This window comes from Bradyrhizobium sp. TM239, assembly GCF_036247985.1.
GTDB classification, from domain to species: Bacteria; Pseudomonadota; Alphaproteobacteria; order Rhizobiales; family Xanthobacteraceae; genus Bradyrhizobium; species Bradyrhizobium ottawaense.
Map to the genome: position 1 here is coordinate 188082 of NZ_BTIR01000013.1, position 14596 is coordinate 202677.

The following is a 14596-nucleotide window of genomic DNA, read 5'->3' on the forward strand; positions in this document are numbered from 1 at the left end:
GGTTCACGCCGAACTGGTGCAGAGTTGCTACACCGAGCGGAGCTCACGCCTGGTCCCAACCGACCTTCTCCGCATTCTCCGCCCAGACCGGCGCGCGATAGATTTCGCGCCCGCTGTTGTCCCTGACGCGGATCCAGGCGTCGCGGTCGCGCAGATCGTCACGCCAGACGAACAGATGGTTTGCCATCTCGTTGGCCACCACGAATGTCGCTTCCGCACATTCGAACACCATACCGCCCGGGTCGATCTTCACGATGTTGCCGACCAGGAGGTCGAAAAAGAAACGGCGCATTCAATACTCCGGCTGCGGATGCCGCACGCAACGCATGGGTCATGGTTTCGCAATCAAGGATCACGTCAGATCCCTGTCTGCTGATTGAAATCGGCAGATGGCTGGAATTCAGTCGCGTGCGGTCACGACATCTCGCCGCTTCTGATGTCACTCGGCGTCGCGTTGTAGGTGCGCCGGAAGCAGCGGTTGAAATAAGAGAGATCGCCGAAGCCGACATCGTAGGCGATCGAGCTCACCGTTCGCTCGGCATATCCGGGTTCCCGCAGCATGCGATGCGCGCGCTTGACGCGTTGCTCGATCAGGAATGATGAGAACGTCTTGCCGTCGGCCTCAAACAGGCGCTGGAGATAGCGCGGCGTCACGCCGAGCTCCTGGGCAACCGAGGCCACCGACAGATCCTGCCGCCAGCAATTGTTGGCGATGGAGACTTTCGCCTTCTGGAGCCGCGCCGCCTTGACGCCGCGCCGTCCGGCCAGCTCCCGCGCTTCACCGGTGGCACCGAGGACGAGCGCCAGCAGATCGTGCAGATGCCCGACCCCGAGCTGCCGCAGCGCGGGCGCCACGAACGCCTTCTCCCGCACCAGCGTTACCGCGTAGTCGACCAGCAGCCTCAGTCCGGCGGAGCTTTCCGGCATGACGCGCATCACGGCATCGTCGACGTCCACGATCATCGGCGCCAGCACGCGCCTCGGCACGCGCAGCGAGAAGCAGCTTCCCAGCGACATTCGCTCGAACGTCGTGACGTCCTCCGCGCTCGTCAGCACCGCCTCTCCTGCATGAAGCCTCAGATCGTGTCCCCGCTCGGATATGCCGAGAACACCGGACCTGTTCACGATCAGGGCGAGGCTGTCGTCGCCATCGGCTACCAGCTGCTTGGTGCGAATGACCCGCGCTCCGCACAGGCCCCCGATCAGCAACTGGGCTTCCGGCAACACGTGAGACGTGAAGCTCGCCGCGGCCGGCTTTCCTTCCCTTGCCTCGACCTCCGCCTTCAACACCCCGCGGCAATAGAAATCGCGAAGCAGCGGGATGCGCTCGTTTTCGGGAATTTCGTTCGTTGAAACATTGATAACGGAAAAATCAATCATGCTGCCCACTGCAATTTCTCCAGCCGACGAGCAGACCCGGCCACACGCTGTCGTTTCCTCACACGCGCGTTCGATGCCGTTGTGGCAAGCTTCGCGGCGCTCGCTGCTCTTCAATTATGAGAAGCGCGATATACGAAAGTCTCGAATGACTCGCGTCCTGCATTCGGATGACCCGCGAACTCAAATCATCACAATGGATTGAAAGCGCAGCACGTCACATCAAGGCATGTGAAATGAATCACGCGGCGCCGTCATCGCCGTTCGTTCGCCGCGCGAACGGCACGGCAAAGCCGGCGGCGATCTTCACCAGATCGGCCTGCCTGCCGGCACCCGTCTTCTCGAACAGGCGGCCGAGATGCGTCTTCACCGTCGTCTCGGCGATGCCGAGCTTTGCGGCGATGTCGGGAACACCGCCGATCTCGATAATTGCCATGAGCACGCGCAGTTCGGACGGCGTCAGTCTGAAGGCTGCTGCGATCGCATCGGCCGCGAGCAACGGCAGCATGGAAGCTCTTTGAACGAAGAGCATCGTGGCTGCAATGTCCCGCGGCAGGCTGCGATCCCGCTTCAGCGGAAAGGCATGGAGCAGATAATGCTGCCCATCGGCCGACGTCGCAAGTTCGATCTGACGACGAGCGGCGGAATGTGTGCTTTCATCGAATTCGCAAAGGCCGCGGAATATTTTGTCGGTCTGGGTGTTGCGGGCCACGATCCGGTCGCCGACCATCGCAAGCAGATTGGCATCGGCGAACAACTGGCGGCATGCCGCATTGGCATGGACGACCCGGCCGTCCGCGTCGAGCAGGCAGATCGCCGTGTTCAATCCGTCGAGGACGTCGGCGAGGTCGTCCACCGTGTGGGAGCGTGCCCTGATCTGCCGGCCCATGATCTGCGACCGATGGATGTGCGGAGCGAGCAGCCGCATTCGTTCGCGCATCGCCTCGTCGACGGTTCCGCGGGAGCGATGGCGCAACACCTGCAGGATCGTGGTGCGCGCGGCCGTCTTCTCGAGCGCGACCGTCGCAAGATCTATCGCCCCCTGAGGTTCCACCCACTCGCGATGGAAGCTCGTCTCGAGAAAATCCGCATGGGACATGATGTCGGTCACGCCGATCGTCTGTTCGGGCGCGAGGGTGAGATGACGGTCGAGCAGAGGGTCGAGCTCCACATACCGGTCGCGATAGAGCTGACGAAAGCGGGCGTCGGTTCCAAAATGCTGGTGAATCTCGATCGAAAGCCGCGCTGAATCCCTGGACAGGATCATCGCGGCGCAACCACCGACGAACTGCGAAACCTGTTCCAACGCGCCGCTGCGCAACGCGGGATCAACCGCCGCGTCGTAGATCTCGCCGATGAGGGACGAGAACCGATTTGCCTGATGGGTCGTCATCGGACGGACGAGGCCATCTGCGTGCGGCTCGTCCGAGACGGAGAGCTCGCGATCCGGGAACTGACGGAGAAGACGGGCCGGTCAATCGCCGCCTTCGACAAGGAAAAAACGTTGCAGCCAGATGCTGGAATATCGAACATCGTGCTTGCGTAACGTCAACCGCAGGGTGCGGCTTGGACTGTTTCGCCAAAGACTAGGATAAATGCGAACAGCGCGCGGACTGTGTGCGATGAGTCACGCGCCGGTTCGCTGCCACCCACCTCATCGCCGACATCCCGCCGGCTTCACAGCCGGCAGCGGGCAACCTATTTCCGATTTTCCTCGCAGAACTTCAACGCCGCCAGCGCTTCGCCCGCACGCGGTATCTGCATCTCGATGCTGTCGTCGTCATCGTCCTCGAAATCGAGCGTCAGGCGCCTGGCCTTCGACAGGCGGTCCATCATCGACTGGTCGTACTCGAAGATGCCGCGCACGGTGGTCTTGTCCATGACCTCCCACTTCGCCTTCTTCATGATGTCCGCATCATCCGTGCCGACATCGGCCCGAAGGATCTCGCCGACCTTCTCCCATTCCCAGCCATCGTAGATCATGACGATCACGATCGCCTTCTCGGAATAGGTGATCACGATGACGTAGTCGCGGTTCTCGTCATCCTTGTCCTTGTAGCCACGGCTCGCATTGCAATGCGTGTCCTTCGTGCGCTTTTCGATGGTCCAGTCGCCGACCTTGGATTGTTGCGCAAACGCCGGCCCGGCGCTTAAGGCGCCCGCGGTCAGCAAAGCGGCAAGAAGGAATCGTTTCATGTCAGCCTCCAGCGCGTTCCCCGGGCCGAGATGACCACCTCCGCGGGAGGGCCGCAAGGGCTTACCCGGGGCGGAACGGCGCCTGTGCCTATCCCCGGCGCGGCACGATCGCGATGGGGGTGAAGGTGTAAACCTCCTCGCCGCTCTGGTTGAACATGGTCCATTTCACCAGCGCGATGCCCTGCGGCTTCGACTTCGAGGGCGTCAGGCTCATGACCTCCCCGACCAGATGCAGGCGGTCATTGGGTCGCACCGGCATCGTCCAGCGCAGGCCGTCGACGCCGGCGCCGATCAGCGGATGCGGGCCGAACGGGCGGGTCTGGATCGCGAGGTTCATGGCAATCGCCGCGGTGTGCCATCCCGATGCCGCAAGGCCCTTGAACAGGGTCGCCTTGGCCGCCTCGTGGTCGAGATGCATCGGCTGCGGATCGAACTCGGCCGCGAAGCGCTTGATGTCGGCCTCGGTGACCTCGACCTCGGGGGATCTAAACCGCATTCCGATCGCGAGATCGTCGAACCATTCGACGGGCGCCATGATTTTGCCTCACCATGATTTTGCCGGGCCATGATTTGGCCTGGCCATGAGTTTGCCTGGCAATGTCGTGCGCCGCCCCCGAAGAGGCGGCCAAAGGGCTCAGCAACGGCGGGACCGCAGCGCACAAACCAGCCCCGAGGGTTCCCCGCGAAACCCCTTTCCCAAGGCGACGAAACACCGCTGAAACAGATGGCCGTTTAAGTCGTTGTCAAAATAAATACAGGGACGGCCACCATGCAATTCCTCCTCGACCTGATCTACGACTATTCCTGCTGCCGCAACCTCGTCGCCAATTCGCTACGGGAGGACGAGCTATGATCGAGCTGATCTCGGGCCTGCTCGCCCTTTGCAGCGCCGGTGTCTTCGCGGCGCACGCGTTGGATGCCTACCGCACCACACATTATTGACCACTGACCGCTTCGCCGTTTCGGCCGCTAAAAAGGCCGCCGGTAGAAGTGCTCCGAATGCGTTGCCGGCGGAAACCGGTTGGCGAGCGCGAGCGCGCCTTTTTCGTCCGTCTCGAGCGCGATCTTCTGCGCCAGCATGACATCGCCCGGCACCAGGAAGCCTGACGGGACGAAACACCACCCCATCATCGCCCGGCCTTCACCGTCGATTTCGTGAACATTGGCGGCAGTGCCGTAGTGAATGCGATAGGTCTTGCCGGTATCGCAGCCGATGACGTCGAAATACCGGTGCTCTTCGAATTGCGCGCGTTGTGCGGACGAGAGCCATTCGAAGAGCAGCCGGCGGCCACGGGCATCCGGCGTGTTCTCGCCGAAGAAGCGCCGATACAGTTCACGCAGCGCATGCAGACGCGCACGCGCCGGCCCGCGGAGCCAAACCGCCGCAATCATGAGCAGCTCAGATCAACCGCCGACCAGGCGGGGATAGAACAGGGTTTCCTGCGCGGTCGGGTCGAACGATCTGATACGCGTGACTTCGCCGGGTCCGTTGCGAAGGGCGGCGGTGAAGCCGGCCCCGGTCAGCTCCCGAAAGCGCCGTTCGGCTCGCGCCAGCGCTTCGGCATTGCCAGGATCAAACTCGTGGCGCGTATCGCCAGTCTGGTCCATCACGATCTGGGTTGCCATGTTGAGTCTCCTCATGCCCAGCCCTGAATTTGATCAAAGCAAACCTCGTGCCGTCGGTTCCTGATGGCAACAACTTTCTCGTGCCGGCGCATCACGCCTTGCTGAGCAGGAGCCCTTTTTCGAGCGAAGTGGACGGGTTTTCGTCAGCGCGAGGCCGCCGCCCCGCCGCCCTCGTCGATCTGCCGGCCCATCAGCGCGATCGCCTTCTGATAGACGCCCGCGGCGTTCCAGGCTTCGATGGCGACGAAATTCGGCTCGCCCGGCTGGTATCCGGCTCCCGCACGCCAGCCATGGGCTTTGAGGAAATTCGCCGTCGAGTTCAGTGCATTGGCGGCAACTTCGAGATTGCCGGTGCCATAGGCCAGGATGTTCTTCGGCATGAACTGGGTCTGGCCGACCTCGCCATGCATGGAGCCGCGGGTCGCTCCCGACAGCGTGCCGCGGTCGACCAGCTTCAGGGCGGCGTAGAGCTGGTCGGTGAAGAATTCGGGGCGGCGGCAGTCATAGGCAAGGGTTGCGATCGACGACAGCATGTTCTGGTTGCCGCGCTGGCTGCCGAAACCGGTCTCCATGCCCCAGATCGCGAGCAGCGGGCCGGGCGGGACGCCATAGCGCTGCTGGATCGAGGCGAACAAGGCGGCCTGCGACTGCTTGAGCTGGCGCCCCTTGGCGACGATGGTAGTGGCGCCGCGCTTGGCGAGGAACTGGTCGAGCGTCAGTGAAAAGCTGCGCTGGCCGCGGTCGGCCGCGATGGTGGCGCTGGCGTAGTTGGTCTGCATCAGCGCCGAGAGCGCAGTCTGGCCGATGCCCTTGCCCTGTGCCTCCGCACTGAACTCACGCTTCCAGGCCTCGAACCCCGCCGGCGAGCTGCCGCATTGCGCAGCCTCGGCGGCGGGCGCCAGACATCCGAGCAGCGCCATTGCGCCAACAACCGCTCCCGCAACAGCCCTGCCCCTGATCATACCCAATCTCCCGTCCTGTACCGATCGGCGCAACCTTACCCGGTGGAAGGCGCCGACTCCATGGCCTGATCATAGGACAGTTCGAGGCCTTCCAGATTGCCTTCCTTCCGCCATTTGTCGAGCAGCCGCAGGAACGCCACCGGCCCGCGCCAATATTGGCTGTTTCTCGCCGCGATCGGATCGAACACGCCCTCGTTGTTGTAATAACCGGGCGTGCATTCGGCGAGATAGGTCTGGCGGCCGAGCGCGGCCTTGACGACCTCGTCGACCCAGGCGTTCTCGGCGGCGAGCGTCGGCTCCAGCGTTCGGGCTTTGCGCTTGCGCACTTCTGCGATCACATAGGCGATGTGCTGCGACTGCTCGTCGATGATGTGCGGGAAGTTGGCGCTTTGGCCGGCCTGCACCGTGACGATCAGGAAGCAGTTCGGGAAGCCGCGGCTGTAGAAGCCATGCATCGTCTTGACGCCGCCCTGCCAGCGCTCGGTCAGGCTCATGCCGTCGCGGCCATGGACCTCAAAGCCCATGCGGCGGGCGTAATCGGTACCGACCTCGAAGCCGCTGGCGTAGATCAGGCAGTCGAGCTCGTAAGCCTTGCCGTCAGCCACGACGGCGTTCGCGGTAATGCGATCGACACCCTGCCCTTTGGTGTCGACGAGATGCACGTTGGGACGATTGAAGATATCGAGATATTCGTCGTGGAAGCAGGGCCGTTTGCAGAACGCCTTGTACCAGGGCTTGAGCGCGTCCGCGGTCGCCTTGTCCCCGACGACCGCGTCGACGCGGGCGCGGATCTCCTCCATCTTGCGATAGTCGGCCTGCTCGATGACCTTCAGCGCCTCTTCCATCGAGGTCACCGGCTGCGGTTGACGACGCGGCGCCAGCAGGATCTCGCCGAGCAGGCCGGTCCAGCCGTCCTGCACCAGGTCCCGTTCGACCGGCTCGCCTGATATCACGGCGGTGAAATTGTCCATGCGCTCGCGCTGCCAGCCGGGCGCGAGGCTCTGCGCCCAGTCACGATCCGTCGGCCGGTCGTCGCGCACGCCGATCGCGGACGGCGTGCGCTGGAAGACATAGAGCTCCTTCGCCGAGCGGCCGAGATGCGGCACGCATTGCACGGCGGTGGCGCCGGTGCCGATGATTCCGACGCGCTTGTCGGCAAGTCCGGTCAGACCGCCATCCGCATTGCCACCGGTGTAGCCATAGTCCCATCGACTGGTATGGAAGCTGTGGCCCTTGAAGGTCTCGATGCCGGGAATGCCCGGCAGCTTCGGTCGGCTGAGCGGACCTCCGGCGAGAATGACGAAGCGTGCACGGATGCGATCGCCCCGATCGGTCTCTACCAGCCAACGCGCCTCCTGCTCCTGCCATGCCATCCGCGAGATGACGGTCTGAAACAGCGCGCGATCGTAGAGGCCGAAATGGCGGCCGATCCGGCGGGAGTGCTCGTAGATCTCCGGCGCCCGCGCGTATTTGCGCACCGGCATGTAGCCGGTCTCTTCCAGCAGCGGCAGGTAGATGTAGCTCTCGGTATCGCAGGCCGCGCCGGGATAGCGATTCCAGTACCAGGTGCCGCCGAAGTCCGCAGCCCTTTCCACGATACGGAAATCATCGATGCCGGCCTCGCGCAGACGCGCGGCACAGAGAAGCCCGCCAAAGCCGCCACCGACGACGAGCACTTCAGTCTCTTCACTGACAGGTGTGCGCGCAAATCCGGGATCGGCCCAGGGGTCATCGAGGTAGCGGCCGAATTCCCCTGTTACCTCGACATACTGGGCCTTGCCCTCGGCACGCAAACGGCGGTCGCGCTCATCGCGATAGCGCGCGCGGAGGGCTGCAATATCGACCGTAGGTTCGCCGGCTGCACCGGTCTTGTGTCTTTCCGCTGACATGCATTTCCTCCACGGAGAACGCTGCTTCGCCGGCAGCTCGGATCAGTTAGCCCCGAAAAAGTGACGCATGCAATCGCGTCCAATGTTTTTTGCGTGAACGCCGCGTGACGTTCCGCTAACCTCAAGCGCAAATCACAAGGGCAACGCCACGCAACGACGTGGCCGTGGAGGAGACCATGCAGGGATTGATGATGGACATGCCGCTTCTGATCAGCGGCCTGATCCAGTATGCCGCGGACTATCACGGTGAAGCCGAGATCGTCGCGCGCGAGATCGAGGGCGACATTCATCGCTACACCTACGCGGACGCCCATCCGCGCATCAAGCGCATGGCGCTGGCGCTGAAGCGGCTCGGCATGAAGCAAGGCGATCGCGTCGGCACGCTGGCCTGGAATACGCATCGTCATTTCGAGATGTTCTATGCCGCGCCGGGGATGGGCTATGTGCTGCATACCATCAACCCGCGGCTGTTTCCCGAACAGCTCGTCTACATCATCAACCACGCCGAAGACCGCCTGCTGTTCATCGACCGCGCCACGTTGCCGATCGTCGAGGCGATCGCGCCGCAGCTCAAGACGATCGAAGCCTATGTCGTGATGTCGTCGCGCGAGCGGATGCCCGAGACCAAGCTCGCCAACGTGCATTGCTACGAGGAGCTTCTCGACAAGGAGAACGACGCCGGCTTCACCTGGCCGGAGTTCGACGAAAAATCCGCCTCCACCATCTGCTACACCTCGGGCACGACCGGCAATCCGAAGGGCGTGATCTATTCGCACCGCGCCGCGATCCTGCAGACCATGACCTGCTGCAATTTCGACTTCCTGCCGGGACATGTCGAAGGCGTGCGCGAGGTGATGATGCCGATGGCGCCGCTCTTCCACGGCAATGGCTGGAACATGCCGTTCACCGCGCCCTATACCGGCTCCAAGCTGGTGCTGCCCGGCCGCAATTACGAGCCCGACAAGCTCTATGAATTGCTCGAAGGCGAGAAGGTGACGCTGTCGGCGGGCGTGCCGAGCTTCTGGCTGATCCTGCTCGACTGGCTGAGGCGCACCGGCAACAAGTTCTCCACGCTGCGGGCAACGTTGTCGTCGGGCTCGGCGCCGCCGCGCGCGATGGTCGAGAAGCTCAAGCGCGACTACAATATCGACTACATCCAGGCTTGGGGCATGACCGAGGCACTGGGCTGCTCGATGCCGGGCTTAAGGCCCGGCTCGGAGCATCTCAGCGACAAGGAGAAGCTCGACCGGCGGCAAGTGTCGGGCCGTGCCTGCTTCGGCACGAGCTTGCGCATCGTCGACGATGCCGGCGTCGAGCTGCCACGCGACGGCAAGTCCGTCGGCCATTTGCGCGCCCGTGGCCCCTGGGTCGCCTCCGGCTACATGAAGTTGGAGGAAGGTCTCGACCGCGACGGCTGGCTGATCACCGGCGACATGGCCGTGATCGACCCACAGGGCCACGTCACGCTCACCGACCGCTCCAAGGACGTGATCAAGTCCGGCGGCGAGTGGATCTCCTCGATCCAGCTCGAGGACGTTGCCTTGTCGCATCCCGATGTGCTTCAGGCCGCTGTGGTCGCGATCAACCATGAGAAATGGCAGGAGCGTCCCCTCCTCCTCGTCGTCCGCAAGAAAGGCGCGACCGTCGACGGCAAGACGCTGCTCGACCACATGCGCCCGAAGATCGCGAGCTGGTGGATGCCGGACGCCGTCGAATTCCTCGACGAATTCCCGATGACCGGCACGGGCAAGGTGCTCAAATCCACGCTGCGCGAGAAGTTCAGGGACTACCGCGTCGCTTGAAGCGACGCTCGATCGCGCCGAAGCCGGCGCCGCCGATCGATCAAGGAGACCAGAGATGCTTTACCCGATGTCGCCAAAAGTCGTCGAGCTCAAGCGCAAGCTCGAGAGCTTCATGGACCGGCACATCTACCCGAACGAGGAACGCTTCTATCGCGAGGCGGAAGAGCTGGGACCCTGGAAGGTCTATCCCGTCGTCGAGGAGCTGAAGCCGCTGGCGCGTGCGGAAGGCCTCTGGAATCTGTTCCTGCCGGAGTCCGGCCATGGCGCAGGCCTGACCAACCTCGAATACGCCCCGCTCTGCGAGGTGATGGGCCGCTCGCATCTGGCGCCGGAAGTGTTCAACTGCTCGGCGCCCGACACCGGCAACATGGAGGTGCTGGAGCGTTACGGTTCGGAGAAGGACAAGGAGCGCTGGCTGAAGCCGCTGCTCGCAGGCGAGATCCGTTCCTGCTTCGCCATGACCGAGCCTGCGGTCGCCTCATCCGATGCGACCAACATCGAAAGCTCGATCCTGCGCGACGGCGACCACTACGTCATCAACGGCCGCAAATGGTACACAACCAACGCGACCGACCCGCGCTGCAAGATCTGCATCTTCATGGGCAAGACCGACCCTGACAATCCCGACCGCCACAAGCAGCAATCGATGATCCTGGTGCCGATGGACACGCCGGGCATCGAGGTGAAGCGCCCCCTGCCCGTGTTCGGCTTCTACGGCGTGCCCGACCGGGCCTCCGAAGTCGTCTTCACCAATGTGCGGGTACCCAAGGAGAACATGCTGCTCGGCGAAGGCCGGGGCTTCGAGATCGCGCAGGGCCGCCTCGGCCCGGGCCGCATCCACCATTGCATGCGGCTGATTGGCCTTGCCGAACGTACGCTGGAGAAGATGTGCCGCCGGGTGCGCAGCCGCGTCGCCTTCGGCAAGCCGGTCTCGGAGCAGACCGTGACGCAGGAGCGCATCGCAGAATCCCGCATCATGATCGAGCAGGCCCGGCTGCTGACGCTGAATGCGGCCTACGCGATGGACACGGTCGGCAACAAGGTGGCGAAAGCCGAGATCGCGATGATCAAGGTCGCCGTGCCCAACATGGCCTGCCAGGTCATCGACTGGGCGATCCAGGCCCATGGCGGCGGCGGCACCTCGAACGATTTCGGGCTGACCCAGGCCTACGCCACCGCGCGCTTGCTGCGGCTTGCCGATGGCCCGGACGAGGTGCACCGGAACCAGATCGCGCGGTTCGAGCTGAAGAAATATTCGAACGCGTAGACGACGTGTTCGCCGAGAGCGCGCGCGGCGTTTCCCCGCGCGCCTGGGCCCCCCGCCTCAGTTCACCACATACACATCAGGATCTGCGCTCCAGCTCGGCTTCTTGAAGGCGTTGCGCAGGGCGGGCGACATCGGGACGTTGTAGTTGAGGCCGTTCGGCGGCGTCGGGGACTGCAGCCATTTCTTGTAGAGCACCTCGATTTCCGGGCTTGCATAGAGCTCCGCAGTCGCACGGTCGGCGAGCGCCTTGAACGGCGCATCCTCCCGCCGCAGCATGATGCCGTAGGGCTCCGGCTTGGAGAACGCCTCCTCGCTGATCATGAAGGCTTGCGGCTCCTTCGAGCGCGCGATCGCGACCGCGAGTTGCACGTCGTCGAGTGCGTAGGCCTGGGCGCGGTCGGTTTCCAAGAGCAGGAAGGCCTCGGCCTGGTCCTTCGCCGGCATCAGGCTGATGCCGAGATTGCGTTCCGTATTGACCTTGGCGAGCTGCGTCAGGTTGACCGAGCCGGCCACGGCCGTGACCGCCTTGCCCTTGAGATCGTCGATGGTGTTGATCTTCGTGGCCTTCTTGGCTGCAAATCGGGTCGCACTGAGGAAATGCGTGTTGGTGAAGGCGACCTGCTTCTGGCGATCGGCGTTGTTGGTGGTCGCCGAGCAGTGCAGGTCGAGCGTGCCGTTGACCATCAGCGGGATCCGGTTCGACGAGGTCACCGCGAGCGTGTCGACGGCGATGTCGGGCATGCCCAGCTGTTTCTTCACGGCATCGACGATCCTCAGGCAGATCTCCATGGCAAAACCGACCGGCTTCTGGTCGCCGTCCAGATAGCTGAACGGGACCGAGGCCTCCTGATAGCCTAGGGTGATCTTCTTGGTCTCCTTGACCTTCTGGAGCGTGCCCGACAGGTCTTCGGCTGAAGCTGCGCCTGCAAGACAGGTCAGGGCCAGGATAACGGTGGGTAGACGCATCGGCTGCTCCTAGAGGGGCTCGCGCCTCCATGCCGGGCGCAATCGCGGAACTTGATAGCGCAGGGGCGCGCCAGCCGCCAGACAGGCTAGCGCCTATCAGCTATCGCAGCTTTCGATATGACGAGCGGCCGTTCGCCTCCACGCGTGGCGAGACGGCCCTTACGAGTCGATGCCGTGCTGGACCAGGATGCGCTCGGCGCTGTCGTTCCAGACGTCCATCTTGGTGATCTTGCCATTGCGCACCACGAAGCGGTCGACGTAACGGTTGCCCTCGAACGGGGTCCCATCCTTCCATTCGCCGTAGAGCGTGCCGACGCTGTAAACCACGGTCTCGCCGTCGCCGGGGCAGACGTCGAACCGGTCCATCTTCTTCTTGACCCAGCGGTAGCGCTTGGCGTTGAAGCCGGTCGGGCCGCGCGGATGATCGAACTCGCGCCCGCCGGTGAAGGTGATCACGGTGCCCGGCGCCATATAGGCGGCCGCAGCGTCGGGATCGGGAATCATCGATGCCGTGAGATAGGCCTCCACGATCGCGGCGTCGGACAAATGAGCAGTTTCGGCTCTGGCGGCAACGGACATGCCAGGCTCTCCCCGGTTCGCGGAATACTACCGCCACGGTCACGGAATCCATGCATATATTTTGAACATTTGCCTCGCTACACTGCCGACAATCTGGAGCCGCCGATCCCGGTTGATTGCTCTAAATTCCGTCCGCAAGAGCCATGATCACCCAGCCCGCCTTCGACCTGGTCTTCCGTAACGCATTATTGCGATCATCTGCCGCGCCCGTCGACGTCGGCGTGAAAGGCGGCCGGATCGCCGCGATCGAGCCAAAGCTCGCCTGCGAAGCGGTCGAGGTCGATATCGGCGGGCACCTCGCCCTGCCCGGCTTCGTCGACACCCACATCCACCTCGACAAGGCCTGCCTGCTCGACCGCTGCGGCCACGATCACGGCAGTCTCAGTGACGCCATCCGAGCCGTATCGGCGATGAAACGCGACTTCACCGTCGATGACGTCTACGCCCGCGGCGCCAAGGTGCTCGAACGCGCGATCGTGCACGGCACGACGCGCATGCGTACGCATGTGGAAATTGATCCGCGGATCGGCCTGCGCAGCTTCGAGGCGGTGAAGGCGCTGAAGCGCGACTACGCCTGGGCGCTCGACCTATCGCTCTGCGTCTTCCCGCAGGAAGGCCTGACCAACGATCCCGGGGCTGAGGAGCTGCTGGTCCAGGCGCTGCGCGACGGCGGCGAGACGATCGGCGGCTGTCCCTATACCGACACCGATCCGACCGCGCATCTCGAGCGCATCTTCGATCTCGCCCAGGAGTTCGACGTCGACGTCGACCTCCATCTCGACTTCGATCTCGATCCCTCCTGGTGGCATCTCGACGAGGTCTGCCGCCAGACCGAGCGGCGCAACTATCACGGACGCGTCGCGATCGGCCATGCGACAAAGCTCTCGGCGTTGCCACCCGAACGGATGAAGGCTGCCACCGCACAACTGGCAAGAGCCGGCGTCGCCGTCACCGTGCTGCCAGCGACCGATCTCTATCTCATGGGGCGCGAAGCCACCCACAACGCTCCGCGCGGCCTGACCCTCGCCCACAAGCTCGCGGGCGACGGCGTGGTTTGCTCGGTCGCGACCAACAACGTCCTCAATCCCTTCACGCCGTTTGGCGACGCCTCATTGCTGCGGATGGCGAACTTCTACGCCAATGTCGCACACGCCTCGGTCGGGGATTTCGACACCTGCCTCGATCTCGTGACCGAGCTGCCGGCGCGGCTGATGAACTTGGACGATTACGGCATCAAGGTCGGCAATCCCGCCGATCTCATCGTGCTCGACACGCAGGACAACCGCTTCGCCATCGCCGAGCTGCCCGACGTCATGATGGGCTTCAAGGATGGCCGTCAGACGTTTGTGCGGCAGCGGCCTGCACTGTTCCGGCCCGGGAGCTGACGCGTTGCCAGTCGGGGTTCCAACGGTAAAATCGTCGGGGAAAAGCCGATGATTTATCGGACCATTCCGTTCCGATTTCACGGCCGATCCGTCCCCAGATCCAAGTCCGGTAGAATCCCGGACCGTAGCTGTTCGCATTGCACAACAGGCCGTCCGGATCATACTAAGGGGGCGCACTGGACGATCTGTGTTCAGTGGGGAAGTATGTATATGTTCAGCGCATTCAGTAGCATGGATTATCGCTCCATTCGGGCCAGCACGCCGGCGGAAACGGCCGTCAAGCGACTGAATGGAATCGGCGAAGTCCTATCTAGCCTCGATATCTCGGCGATCCACACGCAGGACGACATGACCCGCGCGCTCTGGACGCTCGATACCGCCGACAAGTGCATCCGCATGATTCTCTCCGAGTTCCGCACCGCGCCCGCCAAGGAGCAGGTCGTCCGCGAGGCCAAGCGCCTGGTCGACCTGATCGAGCTCGCCCGCGACGAAATCTCGAACTGTCACGACGGCCACAGGGTCTTGAGCTGAACGCGCGTGTTCGGCG

The 14596-nt window shown here is 63.5% G+C and carries 15 protein-coding genes; 4 read left to right on the forward strand and 11 right to left on the reverse strand.

Translation table 11 applies throughout. The features are described from left to right. Positions 1–43 precede the first annotated feature (43 nt). The 9 genes from AABA84_RS23425 to AABA84_RS23465 all read right to left on the reverse strand — a co-directional run bounded on the left by AABA84_RS23425 (position 44) and on the right by AABA84_RS23465 (position 8050). Positions 44–292: a DUF6894 family protein gene (locus AABA84_RS23425; RefSeq protein ID WP_212246576.1), complete on the reverse strand. Its 249-nt coding sequence runs from the start codon at positions 290–292 to the stop codon at positions 44–46. A 122-nt stretch (positions 293–414) separates the two neighbouring features. Continuing rightward, positions 415–1380, reverse strand: coding sequence for a helix-turn-helix transcriptional regulator (locus AABA84_RS23430; RefSeq protein WP_212246583.1), 966 nt, complete (start codon positions 1378–1380; stop codon positions 415–417). A 238-nt stretch (positions 1381–1618) separates the two neighbouring features. Beyond that, positions 1619–2770: a helix-turn-helix transcriptional regulator gene (locus tag AABA84_RS23435; RefSeq protein WP_338313327.1), complete on the reverse strand. Its 1152-nt coding sequence runs from the start codon at positions 2768–2770 to the stop codon at positions 1619–1621. A 305-nt stretch (positions 2771–3075) separates the two neighbouring features. Beyond that, a complete protein-coding gene (locus AABA84_RS23440; RefSeq protein ID WP_212246587.1) occupies positions 3076–3573 on the reverse strand; it encodes a hypothetical protein in 498 nt (165 codons plus the stop codon). 88 nt (positions 3574–3661) lie between these two features. Next, a complete protein-coding gene (locus AABA84_RS23445) occupies positions 3662–4108 on the reverse strand; it encodes a MaoC family dehydratase (RefSeq protein WP_212246589.1) in 447 nt (148 codons plus the stop codon). 434 nt (positions 4109–4542) lie between these two features. Beyond that, entirely contained in the window at positions 4543–4965 is a 423-nt protein-coding gene (locus AABA84_RS23450) for a hypothetical protein (RefSeq protein WP_212246591.1), read from the reverse strand. A gap of 12 nt (positions 4966–4977) precedes the next feature. Beyond that, positions 4978–5199, reverse strand: a complete 222-nt coding sequence (locus AABA84_RS23455) for a hypothetical protein (protein WP_018319783.1) — start codon at positions 5197–5199, stop codon at positions 4978–4980. A 143-nt stretch (positions 5200–5342) separates the two neighbouring features. Next, on the reverse strand, positions 5343–6161 hold the full coding sequence (locus AABA84_RS23460) for a lytic murein transglycosylase (RefSeq protein ID WP_212246593.1): 819 nt from the start codon (positions 6159–6161) through the stop codon (positions 5343–5345). 35 nt (positions 6162–6196) lie between these two features. Then, the gene (locus tag AABA84_RS23465) at positions 6197–8050 is read right to left on the reverse strand and encodes a flavin-containing monooxygenase (RefSeq protein WP_338313328.1); all 1854 of its coding nucleotides are present in this window, start codon (positions 8048–8050) and stop codon (positions 6197–6199) included. Between the two features lie 176 nt (positions 8051–8226). On the opposite strand from AABA84_RS23465, the gene AABA84_RS23470 reads away from it, so the two are divergent. Together AABA84_RS23470 and AABA84_RS23475 are read left to right on the forward strand one after the other, a co-directional pair. Then, complete coding sequence (locus AABA84_RS23470; protein WP_338313329.1) at positions 8227–9852, forward strand: long-chain fatty acid--CoA ligase; 1626 nt, start codon at positions 8227–8229, stop codon at positions 9850–9852. 55 nt (positions 9853–9907) lie between these two features. Further along, the gene (locus AABA84_RS23475) at positions 9908–11119 is read left to right on the forward strand and encodes an acyl-CoA dehydrogenase family protein (RefSeq protein ID WP_338313331.1); all 1212 of its coding nucleotides are present in this window, start codon (positions 9908–9910) and stop codon (positions 11117–11119) included. 57 nt (positions 11120–11176) lie between these two features. Here the strand turns inward: AABA84_RS23475 and AABA84_RS23480 are convergent, their stop codons facing one another. Both AABA84_RS23480 and AABA84_RS23485 read right to left on the reverse strand, forming a co-directional pair. Then, positions 11177–12085, reverse strand: coding sequence for an amino acid ABC transporter substrate-binding protein (locus AABA84_RS23480; protein WP_338307119.1), 909 nt, complete (start codon positions 12083–12085; stop codon positions 11177–11179). A gap of 159 nt (positions 12086–12244) precedes the next feature. Then, complete coding sequence (locus AABA84_RS23485; protein WP_338307120.1) at positions 12245–12664, reverse strand: nuclear transport factor 2 family protein; 420 nt, start codon at positions 12662–12664, stop codon at positions 12245–12247. A 143-nt stretch (positions 12665–12807) separates the two neighbouring features. On the opposite strand from AABA84_RS23485, the gene AABA84_RS23490 reads away from it, so the two are divergent. Both AABA84_RS23490 and AABA84_RS23495 read left to right on the forward strand, forming a co-directional pair. Continuing rightward, positions 12808–14049: an amidohydrolase family protein gene (locus AABA84_RS23490; protein ID WP_338313333.1), complete on the forward strand. Its 1242-nt coding sequence runs from the start codon at positions 12808–12810 to the stop codon at positions 14047–14049. 210 nt (positions 14050–14259) lie between these two features. Then, positions 14260–14580 carry a hypothetical protein gene (locus AABA84_RS23495; protein WP_338307122.1) on the forward strand — a complete coding sequence of 107 codons (321 nt, stop codon included), beginning with the start codon at positions 14260–14262 and terminating at the stop codon, positions 14578–14580. Positions 14581–14596: the final 16 nt, after the last annotated feature.

Bases quoted from the DNA above. Each gene is read 5' to 3' on its own strand.
- AABA84_RS23425 (WP_212246576.1), bottom strand. From the start codon at position 292: ATGCGCCGTTTCTTTTTCGACCTCCTGGTCGGCAACATCGTGAAGATC.
- AABA84_RS23430 (WP_212246583.1), bottom strand. From the start codon at position 1,380: ATGATTGATTTTTCCGTTATCAATGTTTCAACGAACGAAATTCCCGAA.
- AABA84_RS23435 (WP_338313327.1), bottom strand. From the start codon at position 2,770: ATGACGACCCATCAGGCAAATCGGTTCTCGTCCCTCATCGGCGAGATC.
- AABA84_RS23440 (WP_212246587.1), bottom strand. From the start codon at position 3,573: ATGAAACGATTCCTTCTTGCCGCTTTGCTGACCGCGGGCGCCTTAAGC.
- AABA84_RS23445 (WP_212246589.1), bottom strand. From the start codon at position 4,108: ATGGCGCCCGTCGAATGGTTCGACGATCTCGCGATCGGAATGCGGTTT.
- AABA84_RS23450 (WP_212246591.1), bottom strand. From the start codon at position 4,965: ATGATTGCGGCGGTTTGGCTCCGCGGGCCGGCGCGTGCGCGTCTGCAT.
- AABA84_RS23455 (WP_018319783.1), bottom strand. From the start codon at position 5,199: ATGGCAACCCAGATCGTGATGGACCAGACTGGCGATACGCGCCACGAG.
- AABA84_RS23460 (WP_212246593.1), bottom strand. From the start codon at position 6,161: ATGATCAGGGGCAGGGCTGTTGCGGGAGCGGTTGTTGGCGCAATGGCG.
- AABA84_RS23465 (WP_338313328.1), bottom strand. From the start codon at position 8,050: ATGTCAGCGGAAAGACACAAGACCGGTGCAGCCGGCGAACCTACGGTC.
- AABA84_RS23470 (WP_338313329.1), top strand. From the start codon at position 8,227: ATGCAGGGATTGATGATGGACATGCCGCTTCTGATCAGCGGCCTGATC.
- AABA84_RS23475 (WP_338313331.1), top strand. From the start codon at position 9,908: ATGCTTTACCCGATGTCGCCAAAAGTCGTCGAGCTCAAGCGCAAGCTC.
- AABA84_RS23480 (WP_338307119.1), bottom strand. From the start codon at position 12,085: ATGCGTCTACCCACCGTTATCCTGGCCCTGACCTGTCTTGCAGGCGCA.
- AABA84_RS23485 (WP_338307120.1), bottom strand. From the start codon at position 12,664: ATGTCCGTTGCCGCCAGAGCCGAAACTGCTCATTTGTCCGACGCCGCG.
- AABA84_RS23490 (WP_338313333.1), top strand. From the start codon at position 12,808: ATGATCACCCAGCCCGCCTTCGACCTGGTCTTCCGTAACGCATTATTG.
- AABA84_RS23495 (WP_338307122.1), top strand. From the start codon at position 14,260: ATGTTCAGCGCATTCAGTAGCATGGATTATCGCTCCATTCGGGCCAGC.